Here is a 14659-nt window from a genome sequence, read left to right as displayed (position 1 = left end):
TACATTAGTTCATCAGCATGAATTGTATAAAGACTAAAATTCAAACAAACACTCTTCATGCGCTTATAAGTTATATGGAAGTATAATGGAAAAAAAACAAGTCGTATTAATTACAGGTGCAAGCCGTGGTATTGGTGCAGCTACAGCTATGCTATTTGCTAAAAACAATTATGCCGTTTGTGTTAATTACCTTAACAAGGCTGATGCCGCGAATGAAGTAGTCTGCAAAATTAAAGCAATGGGTGGAACAGCCATAGCAGTGCAAGCCGACGTCAATAAAGAAAAAGAAGTACAAAAACTATTTGAAGTTGCCACCGAACAGCTGGGCGTAATCGACGTTCTGGTGAATAATGCGGGTATTTTAAAACCTCAGGCAAAACTCATTGAGTTAACTGAGGAGCGAGTAAGAGATGTATTGACGAGTAACGTCATGAGTTACTTTCTTTGCTCTAAATACGCGGTTAAGCTCATGTCGACAGAATTTGGCGGCATTGGTGGCAGTATTATTAATGTCTCTTCGGCTGCATCAAGAACGGGCTCCCCTAACGAGTATGTAGATTATGCTGCAAGCAAAGGCGCTATTGATACGCTCACTGTCGGCCTTGCAAAAGAAGTTGCTGCAAATGGCATTCGCGTTAATTGTGTCAGGCCTGGGTTAATCTACACAGACATTCATGCAGACGGCGGAGAGCCAGACCGAGTAAATAGATTAAAAGAAAAACTGCCTATGAAGCGCGGTGGAAAGCCGGAAGAAGTCGCTGACGCCATTTATTGGTTAGCTTCAGACAAATCATCTTATGCAACAGGAAACTTCATAGATCTAGCAGGAGGATTGTGATCAACTTGTCAGGGTTTCAAGCTCAGTTAGAATCTGAAATGCTTCAGTTTGGTTTTTACCACATGCCCACTCCACCGCCTTAAAATCATGGCAAACAGGAGGGCGTTCCGGCTGACCAAATAACTTACACAAGTTATCATCGGTCAAGTTTTTACAACGTTCCCCTGCTTTTTTACCATTTGGGTGATTCGGAAAACTTGTACTTATGCTTGGCGCTATGCAACAAGCCCCACAGTGTAATCGACACTCCACGTTAAGACGGCCTTTAAAAGTGATAAGAAAGATAGTTTAACACGCTAAACAAGCCTTATTAATCACTGAATCAATTATCCTGAAAATATCAACTATATTTACAATCTAGGTTGTACCTGCAAATGTAAATAACTATGTCATGAATACACGGATTGTTACATCTTCTTACTGCATATAAATACCTAGAAACATCTGATCGAGTATGCTCATTGTGTAGATTAATAAAATAGAATGCTGAAGCGTCATTCTACCGTCGGAAGGACTATTATTGTGGCTAGTAAAAAACAAATTCTCTTACCCTTAGCGGTTTTAGCTGGTGGTGTTGCTGTTTTCATTGGACTTTCATCTATGAAACAAGCACCTGAAAAGAAACCAGAGAAAATCATTCACCCTCTTGTACAGGCTGCGCCTATCACAATCTCTGATATGAGACTAAACGTAGAGTCCTATGGAATTGTTAAACCTAAGTACACAACAGAGCTAGTTGCGCAAGTTAGCGGACAAATTATCGAACTTTCGGATAAATTTGTGAAAGGTGGCTTTGTTCAACAAGGTGATATTTTAGCTCGCATAGATCCTAACGACTATGAAGCAGCTTTAATTGAAGCAGAGGCTAGCCTTGCACAAGCAAGCTCTGCACTTGAAATTGAACAGGCTCAAGCACATGTTGCTAAAAAAGAGTGGCAGCGTATTAAGAATAATGCCAATGAGACCATCCCTTCTGAACTTTATTTGCGTAAACCTCAACTTGCTGAAAAACTTGCCCGCTTTAAGGCCGCTCAAGCAAGTGTAAAACGCGCAAAACGAAACCTTGAACGCACTTACATAAAAGCACCATATGATTCAATTATTGAAAGCCGCGTTGTCAGTTTAGGTAGTGTTGTAAACCCTGGCAGTAAATTTGGTACCCTGAACTCTACTTCAGTAGCTGAAATTCGCCTTCCTGTCGCTGATCATGAATTGCAATACTTACCTCAACAAGGTGTTGACGCAAATGTCGCTTTAACTGCACAAGTTGCGGGTAAAACTGTTACTTGGCAAGGTACAGTGGTGCGTAGCGAAGGTGTCATTGATCAGCGCAGCCGTATGACTTATTTAGTTGCACAAGTTTCGCAGCCTTATTCTGATAGTTCAAAACAACTTCGTTTTGGTGCTTACTTGAATGCCTCTATTGAGGGCGCTTTAGTTGAAAATGCCATTCAAGTACCACAACACTTAATTAAAGATAATAAGGTTGCCGTTCTAAATGATGATTTAACCCTGAGCTTTAAGGGCGTCAATATCATCCGTGAAACAAATGGCATGGCAATCATAGATCAAGGCCTGATGAATGGCGCTCAAATCATTACGTCTGCACTAGAGTATCCAACAGAGGGAATGCAACTTCGTACTGATGACTCTCCTATTTCTTCTCCTGAAACGCAGCTTGCGCTTAAGGAGGAATAAGCATGAGTACATCAACTGAAAAAGGCTTAATTGCCTGGTTTGCACGCAACCCCGTTGCTGCAAATTTATTAATGATATTTATATTAGTCGGCGGGATCTTAACGGCTTTTTCTATTCGCAAACAAATGTTTCCGCAATTTGAAAGCCCATGGTTAAGTATTCAAGCAGTTTACCCTGGGGCGGCGCCACAAGAGGTTGAAGAAGGCATAACCATTAAGGTCGAAGAATCAATGGAAGGCCTTGAAGGGATCAAACGACTCATCACCTATTCTAACCGTGGTTTTTCGCAAACTTGGATACAAGTTCAAGAAGGTTACAACCCGCAGGAAGTACTTGATGAAGTGAAAATGCAGGTTGATTCGATTTCGAGTTTTCCAATAGGCATGGAGCGCCCTATCGTTCGATACGACAAGTTCGAACAAGAAGTGATGTGGATGTCACTGAGTGGCAGCTTGAGTAATGCCGAACTAAAAGAGCTTGGCAATACCTTACATGACGAAATGTTAGCCCTTCCTGGTGTAAACCTGTTAAGTTTTTTCAGTGGTTTAAACTATGAAATTGGTATCGAGGTTAGCCCAGATAAGCTTCGCGAGTATGGCTTAACTTTCCGAGATATATCTTCAGCTGTACGTGCCTTTTCAGCCAATATGTCGGCAGGTCAAATACGCTCTGATAATGGTTACATTTCAATGCGTGTTGAAAATCAGGCATATCGGGGCCATGAATTTGAAAATTTACCATTAAAGACACTAGAAGATGGCGCTCAGATTTTCTTAAGAGATGTTGCAGTAGTTAAAGATGGCTTTGAAGAAGGTTTACAATTTTCAAAATACAATGGCAAAAATTCACTGACTTTTGAGCTAAGAGCGTCAAAAGATCAAGATATTACCAAAGTCGCTGATACAGTTAAGAGATACCTAGCTGAACGCAATAAAACGTTACCAGCTGACGTTCAAATAGAACCGTTCATTGATTTAACTTACTACCTAGATGGTCGTTTGAATATGATGATCGAGAATATGATTTGGGGTGGTATTCTGGTTATGTTAATGCTTGCGCTGTTCTTGCGTGTACGCTTAGCATTTTGGGTAATGATGGGCTTGCCAGTTTCGTTCCTTGGTGCATTTTTATTTATGCCGATGGGCTTTTTAGATGTGACCATTAACCTCGCTTCATTATTCGCATTCATTCTAGTGCTCGGAATTGTGGTTGACGATGCCATTGTGGTCGGCGAATCTGTCCATGCAGAAATAGAAAAGAAAGGTCATAGCCTTGATAACGTAGTACGTGGTGTAAAACGCGTTGCTATTCCAGCAACTTTTGGTGTTTTGACAACGGTTGCCGCGTTTTTACCACAAACACTAGCGACCGGCCCAGCAGCGGCATTTTCAAAGGCCATTGGTGGTGTCATCATTCTTTGCCTACTCTTCTCTCTAGTTGAGTCAAAGCTAATCTTACCTGCTCACTTAGCAGCGATGAAAGATAAGCCGAGTAACCCTAAAAACCCATTCCACCGTTTACGTGAAATTTTAGACGGAGGTCTTAAGAACTTTATCGAAAACCTTTACCGCCCATTTATTGAACGCTGTATTCACTACCGTTACACCGTAATTGTTGGTTTCTTAACTGTGCTTATAGTCGCTGCAGGTATGTTTGCAGGTGGATTAGTGAAGTTTGTCGCAAATCCTAAAATTCCGCATGACTTCCCTCAAGTAAGAATAGAGATGAACCTCTCAAGCTCTGAAACTGCGACACTTGAAACTGCGCAAAAAGTTGAAGCGCTTATTTTAGAAGTCGATAAACAAATCGAAGCTAAGTATGGCCAGAAAATGGTACGTGACCTGTCGGTTAGCCTACGAGGTAGAACCAATGCTCAGATCATGGCAATCCTAGTTGAACCTGACCTTCGCCCTATCGACACTTTCGCGTTAAGTGCCATGTGGCGCGAACAAATGCCGCCTTTACCAGGTGTTAAAACACTTAACATCGAAGATAGCATCATGAATGGTGGCCGAGATGATGGCGACATCAGCTTCAGACTGGAAGGTAAGAATAAAGATGAGTTGAAAGAAGTTGCTGAACAACTTAAAGCTAAACTGAACTCTATGGCTGGCGTAGGTGACGTGAACGACTCTATGCAAAGTGCTACAGACGAAGTACAGTTGGAATTAAAACCACTCGCTTATAGTATGGGCTTAACTCTGGCTGATGTTGCATCTCAGGTTAACTTTAGTTATTACGGGTTAGAAGCACAACGTATTCTTCGTGAAGGTGAAGAAATAAAAGTCATGATCCGCTACCCTAAAGAGTCTCGTAACTCTATCAGTGATATACAAAATGTACGTATTATCACTCCAGCGGGTGCTGAAGTACCACTTGTAGAAGTTGCTAAAATTAATCTAGTCGATGGTGTGAGTCGTATTCGTCGTGAAAATGCGAAACGTACTATTAATGTTTGGGCAGCAGTAGATACAAACCAAGCTGAGCCGTTCAAAATTGCTGAAGAAATCCGTGATGAATACCTGCCTTCTTTGTTGAAAAACTACCCTGGTGTACAAAGTAGTGTTGCTGGTCGAATTCAAGAAGAAATGGACAGTGTTGCTGAGCAAATTCGTGATTTTGCGCTATCAATGATGATCATTTTTGCGCTACTTGCTATTCCGCTTCGCTCTTACTCACAACCTATATTGATCATGTCTGTGATCCCATTTGGTGTTGTTGGCGCTGTCTTTGGTCATGTTGTGATGGGCATGACAATGAGTAGCCTCTCTTTCTTCGGGATCATCGCGGTTGCAGGTGTGGTAGTAAATGACTCACTGGTCATGGTTGATTTTGTTAACAAAGCTAGAGAAGAAGGTATTGCGCTAAAACAAGCTGTTGTTGAGGCCGGCTGTAAACGTTTCAGAGCTATTTTACTTACATCCTTAACAACATTTATTGGCTTAGTCCCAATTATCACAGAAACGAGTTTGCAAGCTCAAATTGTTATTCCAATGGCAGTATCTCTTGCGTTTGGCGTTTTGTTTGCAACAGTCATTACTTTGATATTAATACCGTGTCAGTATGTAGTGTTAGAAGATATCAAAGGTTTGTTTCGTAAGAAAAACAAACAAACCGATAATACAGTAAATGCGAATTTAGAAAATTCGCTAAATAACTAAGTCTTAAGGCTGATAAAAGCTCGGCATTGTAAATGCCGAGCTTTTTTGTTTCTCAAAGTTTTCTCATTCACTTTACAAAATAAACTTAACGAGACACACTAAGTTAAGTTGTTTAAAAATATTTTCTCACTATGACAAAAATCACTACACTGCTTCTTCTTGTTCTAGTTACATTTTTCGGCTGTGGCTCGGATGAATCTGCAAGGGGCGACAAAAGTAGCCCCGGTTATGCAGCGACTATGTATTTTGATGCCATCTATAACAAAAAAGATTTTGATGCAGCGATACAGCTTGCAACGCCTAAAATGGGCAGGATCATGCGCTCTTATGGAACAGCAAAACAATTTGCAAGAAACTTAGTAAACCTTCAGTATGACTCTGTCACAATTGAAGTTGATATGACCAATCAAAGCCTTCGAGAGCAATATGGCGATGATGCCAAAGTCAATTTAGTATTCACTGGTATGCTACGAGGTGAACAGGTTGACGATATGCGCAGCGTTCAAATGATACGTAAGAAAGGCAAATGGTACGTCGATAAGATTAACCCAGACCCATTTGCAAGATAAGACTTAAACATATGGCTGGTTATCCAGCCTTTTTTATTTTTCATTACCTCACTTCCCAACAGCATCACATTGTCGCACCAAACAACCACTGCTATTATTCCTCCGAATAAATACAACTGAGAAAAAATAATGACAACAAAATTTAAATTGAGTATCGGAGCGTTAATCGTTTCAAGTACACTCGCCCTGACAGCTTGTAATACCGTAAGCCAAAATAAAACAGTCACTGAGCAAGATGCAGAAACCTTTCTAGCTAGCTCTGCTGAAACATTAGTAGACCTTAACGCCAGAGCTTCTCGTGCAGCTTGGATTTATGCAAACTTTATTACTGAAGATACAGCGTCACTCTCTGCAGATGTTAATCGTGAATATACAGATGTAGTTGTTCGTTTGGCTAATGAAGCAGCAAAATTCGACTCACTTACTCTAAGTGAGGATAATCGTCGAAAAATGGACAAACTAAAATTGGCTCTAACCCTGCCAGCTCCTCAGAATGCAGAGAAATCTAAAGAGTTGGCAAATATTCTAGCCGAGTTAGACGGCATGTACGGTAAAGGCAAATACTGTAAGGGCGAAAAGTGCATGAGCCTTGGTGAAATGACATCTAAAATGGCTACGTCTCGAGATTACGAGGAGTTGTTAGATATCTGGCAAGGTTGGCGACAAGTTGCAAAACCAATGCGCCCCCTCTATGAAAAGCAAGTTGCTCTAACAAATGAAGGGGCAAAAGAACTAGGCTATGCCGATACAGGGGCTATGTGGAGAAGCAAATATGATATGCCAGCAGATGATTTTGCAGATGAACTAGACAGAATTTGGGGCCAAGTAAAGCCACTTTATGACTCTTTACATTGTCATGTTCGTGCCAAACTTGGTGAGAAATATGGAGAAGATAAAGTACCTCAAAATCAACCTATTCCTGCTCATTTACTAGGTAACATGTGGGCACAAACTTGGGGCAATATATACGACGTTGTTGCACCTGAAAATGCAGATCCTGGCTATGATGTGACAGAGCTATTAGCGAAACATAATTATGACGAGCTTACTATGGTTAAAGGTGCTGAGAAGTTTTTCACTTCGATGGGCTTTGCTCCATTACCTGAGACATTTTATAGCCGCTCCCTATTCACTAAGCCAAAAGATAGAGATGTACAATGCCATGCTTCGGCGTGGAATCTAGATGCTAAGGATGACTTACGCATCAAGATGTGTATTCAACGTACAGGTGAAGAGTTTTCAGTTATTCACCATGAGTTAGGACATAATTTCTATCAACGTGCTTACAATACACAACCAGTATATTACCAAGAAAGTGCAAATGACGGTTTCCATGAAGCCATTGGTGATACAATTGCGCTTTCTGTAACACCTGGGTATTTAAAAGAAATTGGTCTATTAGATGAAGTACCTGACGAGTCAAAAGACATTGGTTTACTAATGAAGATGGCGCTAGACAAAGTTGCATTTATTCCTTTTGGATTACTAGTAGATCAATGGCGTTGGAAAGTATTCAATGGTGAAATCAGCCCTGCACAGTACAACCAAGCTTGGTGGGAGCTTCGTGAAAAATATCAAGGAATTAAAGCGCCAATAGCCAGAACTGAAAACGATTTCGATCCAGGTGCAAAGTATCATGTTCCAGGTAATGTACCTTACACACGTTACTTCTTAGCACATATCTTACAATTTGAGTTCCATAAAGCACTGTGTGAAATAGCCGGTGACAAAGGTTCAATTCATCGTTGCTCTGTTTATAACTCTAAAGAAGCTGGTGAACGTTTAAATACTATGCTTGAGATGGGTAGTAGTCGCCCATGGCAAGAAGCATTAGCGACCCTGACGGGCAGCGAACAAATGGATGCAACTGCAATCCTAGATTACTTTGCACCACTGCAAAAATATTTAGATGAGCAAAACCAAGGCCGACAGTGTGGCTGGTAATTTCAAAGTTACTCTTGAATAGATAACTTTGTTACAACTGCCATACTCTGAAACAATTTAAGTCTTTAATTTACTTAGAGTAACAGCTAATGTTACCGTAAGTTAAAGGAGAATTTATGTCATTGTTTCGAGTATGGCAAATTACGCAATTTGAATTAACGCGTTTATTTGCAACAAAAAGAGGCTTATTGGCCCTCGCCGCATTCGCAATGGTTTGGTTCATGATTTTTAAATATCTCATTGCCGAAGCCGTACCTTTTTTAAGTGGCCCAATGTTTAAAGATATTGCTAGGCAACTTGCAGGCGGAATAGGCTTTCAGGAACTAATATCTTGGCCTGAAGCCGAGTTTTCAATTTATTGGGTAATTTCACTCTATTGCTTCCCACTGTTTTCATTGTTTGTAAGCTCAGATCAAACTGTAGGAGACAGACAGAGAGGCACGCTCAGATTTTTATCATTAAGAAGTACAAGAGAAGAAATACTGCTTGGTCGTTATCTTGGTCAACTTTTGATTATCGCTACTTTAATTACTGCAACAGCCTTGGCCACTTTGATCATAATGTCGTATAGAGACTCGTCTCTCTTTACAAGTGGCTTATTACTCGGTTTAAAACTCAGTATACAGTTAACTTTAATAAGCATGCCTTTTATTGCACTGATGGCATTTCTTAACATAGTCACTAGCTCATCAAGATTGAGTATCGTAATGGCAATTTTGTTATTCACATTAGGCTCAGCTGTCATTGCCTATCTTGCGCATTATATTCCGTTTATTGATGTTTTGTTCTATGTCTTTCCTGGTGAGCAAATTACAGATGTAGCTGGACAAAAGAATACATCTTTTATTGATTGGCTATTACCCGTTGTGCAAAGTGTGGGTTGGTTACTCATTTCGATTGTTGCTTTAAGGAAACGTGCATTATGAGTTCAGTAATAAAAGTAACAAATTTAAATAAAAGTTTTGGATCAAAAGCCGCTTTGAAAGGTGTTTCTTTTGAAATAGAAAAAGGCAAAACAACGGCGCTTATAGGGCCAAATGGTGCAGGGAAAACAACACTTTTTAGTATTCTGTGTGGATACCTTAAACCTGACTCTGGGCAAGTAGAAATACTGGGTTATGACCTCGAAGATCCAAAACTATTCAGTAAACTCTCAGCCTTGCCACAAGATGCGCAATTAGACCCAAGGTTCTCTTTAGAAAAACAGCTTAATTTCTTTGGCAGACTCCAGGGCTTATCAAAATCCAATGCAAACAGTGAAACCCACAGAGTACTTGAATTAGTACGTTTAAAAGATAACCTCACAGCCAGAGTATCTGAGTTGTCTCATGGTATGAGGAAAAGGGTCTGTATTGCACAAGCCTTGATTAATAAACCTGAAATTATTCTACTTGATGAAGCAACTGCAGGCTTAGATCCTGCAAATGCGAGAGAGATAAGAAATATAATTTCGGATTTGAGCGACCAAGCAACTTTTATCTTAAGCTCACATGACCTAAATGAACTTGAAAGACTGTGTTCAAATATCTTATATCTAGAGCAAGGCGTTCTATCAGAACACAAAACACATAGCTATCAAGGTGAACACAGTTATTTAACACTACAGCTAATAACTGAACCTCATCAGGCATTAGATTACTTAAAACAATTACAAGACGTGACCCATGTACAACAAACTCAAATTAAAGAGTTTGTCATTGAGTACAAAGCAGAAAATAAACAATTCGATATACAGTTACTAAAATATTGTCATAAACTAAATTGGCAATACCGACAGTTAATTAACGGTAACACGTTAGAAAACGAACTATTCAATAAGGAGTAACTATGGGTTTACTAAGTGGTTTATTAGGCAATGCAAGTGAAGCAGATAGTGGTAAAACAGAAGAGTTACTAGCAGATAGCTTGATCGAAGGTGAAGTAATAGAAAAAGCATATCAAGTCATACGCGATATGTTTGTTTTCACTAATAAACGTTTGATATTAGTTGATAAGCAAGGGGTAACTGGTTCCAAAATGGAAATATTGACTATCTCATACAACAAGATTACTAAATTTAGTAAAGAGTCTGCGGGTCATTTTGACATGGATGCTGAACTGAAACTGTGGATTGGCTCTGAGACTGAGCCGCTTGTTAAAGAATTTAAAGCCGGAGATAATATTAACGAAGTTTACAGAATAATAAGTAAATATACATTGTAAAAAAAAAAGCGGCCTAGCCGCTCTTTCTATTCTTGTTCCATTTTAATAAGAAGCTCTTTAATGTCTTCTTTTGCACTTAGAATATGTTTTTTCAAGAAGGCGCAAGCTGCATCTATGTCTTTTTGCTTACATAAATCTAATAACGTGCGGTGCTCCTCAGGCGCAGTTGCAAAACCACCTGCCAGTAATATATGCATACGTACATAACGTTCAGAGTTCTTACTATACATATCTACCAATTCAGCAGTTTGCGGTCTCTCAGCTTTACAATATAGTTTTCCGTGAAACTCTGCATTCAACTTACCAGTGGCAAGTTGCGTATCACCTCGCTCAACAGCCTCTTCTAAGTCATACAAAATGGCTTCAGCTTCTAATAAATCACGAGGTGTAAGCTTCTGTATAGAGTGGCTTAATAACTCTGCCTCTAATAAAGCACGTAAATCAAAAATTTCATCTATTTGGTCTGCACTTAATTGTGTCGCTGTTGCACCTTTGTGAGCTTCAAAATTAACAAGCCCTTCAGCTTCTAATTGAAGTAAAGCTTCTCGAACAGGGATTCTGCTCACGTTCAATTCTTCTGCTAAAGCAGCTTGTCTTAATGGTTCACCAGCTTTAATCTCACCAGAAAGTATTTTCTCTCTAATTGCTTCTGCAACAAGTTGAGTTCTTGTCTTATGCTCTATGCTCATACTAACCCCTGAACAGCATTTGGCATTCAATATACACGTAAATACTGCTTACAATATAACTTCTAAAAAGCGATAGTGTACTTTACTTAATTACAGAACATTTTCAATAACTTTCTAGGATTCAAAGTAATAAAGGCATTTTTAAAGTTTGCTCGGTACCCTTTTCCAGATTTCACTCTCAACGAACTTACCATTTTCATACAGGGTGTGATACCAAAGATCACCTTCGACTTTAAATGTAAAGGCCATAGTCCTACCAATATAATCTTCTAAATTGCCATATTCCACTGTCTCAATAAAGTAGTTATCTTTGATAACATAAGTTCCTCCACCTGCATAAGCAAACTTATTTGAGTGTCGTGTAATATAACTAAAGTGCGTATCTGAAACGATTCGAGTCGAAGTTACTGCCGGGGCTTCAGCTTTAACATTTCCATCTGGTGTTGCATATTCACCACTGACGTACTCCCAAGTACCCTTCAATGGATTAGCAAAAGCTGATAATGAAATAGTTAGGAAAAAAACATACAAGATTGATTTCATTAGAGTTCCTTATGATTATTGTTTAACCATTACAGCATATTAGATAGATAAAAGCTCATGAGAATGTTTCATAGTGCAAAAGGTTACCGGCATCGAACGTAGTGAGTACGGTTCTTTTGCGCAAGGGTGACGAATGACCGAAACGAAGTTTCGCAGCATGAGGAAGTGAGCGCATGGATACGCGAAGGGCACTACTTCAAGGATGAATTAGCAAACGAGGTTTATCTACATGGAAACTGATTCAACAATAAAAGACGAACCACTGTGAAGGCTGCTCTCTTCACCTTGCGCTTATAGTGCAAAGTTAGCGACAGCGAACGCAGTGAGAGCGCTTCTTTTGCGCAAGGTGAAGTGAGCTATTTTAGCTATTGCAAAGGGACTTAAACGCAAAAAAGCCCGACTCTTTCGAATCGGGCTTTCTCTAATTAGGCCCTGGCGATGTTCTACTTTCACATGGGAAGCCCACACTATCATCGACGCTGTTTCGTTTCACTTCTGAGTTCGGCATGGGGTCAGGTGGTTCCAAAACGCTATAGTCACCAGGAAATTCGGTGCGCTAATCGCTTTCGCAATTAACTTAAAATCTGGAAAAATCTGATAATTCTAAAACTTTCTACTCTAGTTCATATTAGCTTCTGAGCTAAAACCACTTTGGCGTTGTATGGTTAAGCCTCACGGGTAATTAGTACTGGTTAGCTTAATGTATCACTACACTTCCACACCCAGCCTATCAACGTTGTAGTCTCCAACGGCCCTTCAGTTAACTTAAAGTTAAAGTGAGAACTCATCTCGAGGCTCGCTTCCCGCTTAGATGCTTTCAGCGGTTATCGATTCCGAACGTAGCTACCGGGCAATGCAATTGGCATCACAACCCGAACACCAGCGGTTCGTCCACTCCGGTCCTCTCGTACTAGGAGCAGCCCCTCTCAATTCTCAAACGCCCACGGCAGATAGGGACCGAACTGTCTCACGACGTTCTAAACCCAGCTCGCGTACCACTTTAAATGGCGAACAGCCATACCCTTGGGACCGACTTCAGCCCCAGGATGTGATGAGCCGACATCGAGGTGCCAAACACCGCCGTCGATATGAACTCTTGGGCGGTATCAGCCTGTTATCCCCGGAGTACCTTTTATCCGTTGAGCGATGGCCCTTCCATTCAGAACCACCGGATCACTATGACCTACTTTCGTACCTGCTCGACGTGTCTGTCTCGCAGTTAAGCTGGCTTCTACCATTACACTAACCGTACGATGTCCGACCGTACTTAGCCAACCTTCGTGCTCCTCCGTTACTCTTTGGGAGGAGACCGCCCCAGTCAAACTACCCACCAGGCACTGTCCACAATCCCGATAAGGGACCTATGTTAGAACATCAAACATACAAGGGTGGTATTTCAAGGATGGCTCCATGACATCTGGCGACGCCACTTCAAAGCCTCCCACCTATCCTACACATGTAGGCTCAATGTTCAGTGCCAAGCTGTAGTAAAGGTTCACGGGGTCTTTCCGTCTAGCCGCGGGTACACAGCATCTTCACTGCGATTTCAATTTCACTGAGTCTCGGGTGGAGACAGCGTGGCCATGGTTACACCATTCGTGCAGGTCGGAACTTACCCGACAAGGAATTTCGCTACCTTAGGACCGTTATAGTTACGGCCGCCGTTTACCGGGGCTTCGATCAAGAGCTTCGTCCGAAGACTAACCCCATCAATTAACCTTCCGGCACCGGGCAGGTGTCACACCGTATACGTCATCTTACGATTTTGCACAGTGCTGTGTTTTTAATAAACAGTCCCAGCCACCTGGTCACTGCGGCTCCCGTCCGCTTAGAGAGTAAATCTCATCACAGATAGGAGCGTACCTTCTCCCGAAGTTACGGTACAATTTTGCCTAGTTCCTTCACCCGAGTTCTCTCAAGCGCCTTAGTATTCTCTACCTGACCACCTGTGTCGGTTTGGGGTACGATTCGAAATAATCTGAAGCTTAGAGGCTTTTCCTGGAAGTAGGGCATCATCAACTTCACTACCGTAGTAGCTCGTCTCGACTCTCAGCCTTAGCGACCCGGATTTTCCTAAGTCACCAGCCTACAGCCTTTCACATGGACAACCAACGCCATGCTTGATTAGCCTGCTCCGTCCCCCCATCGCAATTATTCCAAGTACGGGAATATTAACCCGTTTCCCATCGACTACGCTCTTCAGCCTCGCCTTAGGGGTCGACTTACCCTACCCTGATTAACATGGGATAGGAACCCTTGGTCTTCCGGCGTGCGGGTTTTTCACCCGCATTATCGTTACTCATGTCAGCATTCGCACTTCTGATATGTCCAGCATGCCTCCCGGCACACCTTCAGCCACTTACAGAACGCTCCCCTACCCCGCATACTAATGTATGCAGCCGTAGCTTCGGTGGTATGTTTAGCCCCGTTACATCTTCCGCGCAGGCCGACTCGACTAGTGAGCTATTACGCTTTCTTTAAAGGATGGCTGCTTCTAAGCCAACCTCCTAGCTGTTTTAGCCTTCCCACATCGTTTCCCACTTAACATACACTTTGGGACCTTAGCTGACGGTCTGGGTTGTTTCCCTCTCCACGATGGACGTTAGCACCCACCGTGTGTCTCCCGGATATTACTTTACGGTATTCGGAGTTTGCAAAGGGTTGGTAAGTCGGGATGACCCCCTAGCCTTAACAGTGCTCTACCCCCGTAAGTATTCGTCCGAGGCTCTACCTAAATAGATTTCGGGGAGAACCAGCTATCTCCCGGTTTGATTAGCCTTTCACTCCAAGCCACAGGTCATCCCCTAACTTTTCAACGTTAGTGGGTTCGGTCCTCCAGTTGATGTTACTCAACCTTCAACCTGCCCATGGCTAGATCACCGGGTTTCGGGTCTATACCTTGCAACTCAACGCCCAGTTAAGACTCGCTTTCGCTACGGCTACCCTAAACGGTTAACCTCGCTACAAAATATAAGTCGCTGACCCATTATACAAAAGGTACGCAGTCACCCTCGA

At 41.6% G+C, this 14659-nt stretch carries 11 protein-coding genes and 2 rRNA genes; 8 read left to right on the top strand and 5 right to left on the bottom strand.

What is annotated here, in order from left to right; translation table 11 throughout:
* The first annotated feature begins 85 nt into the window (after positions 1–85).
* Complete coding sequence (locus AAEU28_RS00065) at positions 86–838, top strand: SDR family oxidoreductase (RefSeq protein ID WP_421962420.1); 753 nt, start codon at positions 86–88, stop codon at positions 836–838.
* Here the strand turns inward: AAEU28_RS00065 and AAEU28_RS00060 are convergent, their stop codons facing one another.
* Positions 839–1090: a YkgJ family cysteine cluster protein gene (locus tag AAEU28_RS00060; protein ID WP_421962419.1), complete on the bottom strand. Its 252-nt coding sequence runs from the start codon at positions 1088–1090 to the stop codon at positions 839–841. It lies immediately after the preceding gene.
* A gap of 270 nt (positions 1091–1360) precedes the next feature.
* Between AAEU28_RS00060 and AAEU28_RS00055 the strand changes: the two genes are divergently transcribed.
* From AAEU28_RS00055 to AAEU28_RS00025, 7 genes are all read left to right on the top strand, one after another.
* Positions 1361–2536, top strand: coding sequence for an efflux RND transporter periplasmic adaptor subunit (locus AAEU28_RS00055; RefSeq protein ID WP_421962418.1), 1176 nt, complete (start codon positions 1361–1363; stop codon positions 2534–2536).
* Between the two features lie 2 nt (positions 2537–2538).
* Positions 2539–5697, top strand: a complete 3159-nt coding sequence (locus AAEU28_RS00050; protein WP_421962417.1) for an efflux RND transporter permease subunit — start codon at positions 2539–2541, stop codon at positions 5695–5697.
* Positions 5698–5828: 131 nt separating this feature from the next.
* Positions 5829–6266 carry a hypothetical protein gene (locus AAEU28_RS00045; RefSeq protein WP_138482511.1) on the top strand — a complete coding sequence of 146 codons (438 nt, stop codon included), beginning with the start codon at positions 5829–5831 and terminating at the stop codon, positions 6264–6266.
* 129 nt (positions 6267–6395) lie between these two features.
* Entirely contained in the window at positions 6396–8210 is a 1815-nt protein-coding gene (locus AAEU28_RS00040) for a M2 family metallopeptidase (protein ID WP_421962416.1), read from the top strand.
* A gap of 116 nt (positions 8211–8326) precedes the next feature.
* On the top strand, positions 8327–9136 hold the full coding sequence (locus AAEU28_RS00035) for an ABC transporter permease (protein WP_421962415.1): 810 nt from the start codon (positions 8327–8329) through the stop codon (positions 9134–9136).
* Complete coding sequence (locus AAEU28_RS00030) at positions 9133–10035, top strand: ABC transporter ATP-binding protein (protein ID WP_421962414.1); 903 nt, start codon at positions 9133–9135, stop codon at positions 10033–10035. Before AAEU28_RS00035 ends, AAEU28_RS00030 begins: the two co-directional genes overlap by 4 nt.
* Before the next feature lie 2 nt (positions 10036–10037).
* Complete coding sequence (locus tag AAEU28_RS00025) at positions 10038–10412, top strand: PH domain-containing protein (protein WP_421962413.1); 375 nt, start codon at positions 10038–10040, stop codon at positions 10410–10412.
* Between the two features lie 26 nt (positions 10413–10438).
* Here AAEU28_RS00025 and AAEU28_RS00020 read toward each other — a convergent pair whose 3' ends face one another.
* The 4 genes from AAEU28_RS00020 to AAEU28_RS00005 all read right to left on the bottom strand — a co-directional run.
* Positions 10439–11101 carry a GntR family transcriptional regulator gene (locus AAEU28_RS00020; RefSeq protein WP_421962412.1) on the bottom strand — a complete coding sequence of 221 codons (663 nt, stop codon included), beginning with the start codon at positions 11099–11101 and terminating at the stop codon, positions 10439–10441.
* A 141-nt stretch (positions 11102–11242) separates the two neighbouring features.
* The gene (locus tag AAEU28_RS00015) at positions 11243–11644 is read right to left on the bottom strand and encodes a hypothetical protein (protein WP_421962411.1); all 402 of its coding nucleotides are present in this window, start codon (positions 11642–11644) and stop codon (positions 11243–11245) included.
* Positions 11645–12074: 430 nt separating this feature from the next.
* Positions 12075–12188: ribosomal RNA gene (gene rrf / locus AAEU28_RS00010) — 5S ribosomal RNA — on the bottom strand.
* 117 nt (positions 12189–12305) lie between these two features.
* A 23S ribosomal RNA gene (locus AAEU28_RS00005) occupies positions 12306–14659 on the bottom strand; the annotation flags it as partial.

Origin of the sequence: Pseudoalteromonas sp. SS15 (genome assembly GCF_049257195.1) — a bacterium.
Lineage (GTDB): Bacteria > Pseudomonadota > Gammaproteobacteria > Enterobacterales > Alteromonadaceae > Pseudoalteromonas.
Note: the sequence above shows the minus strand (reverse complement) of the source record. Positions and strands in the feature narration are given on the sequence as shown.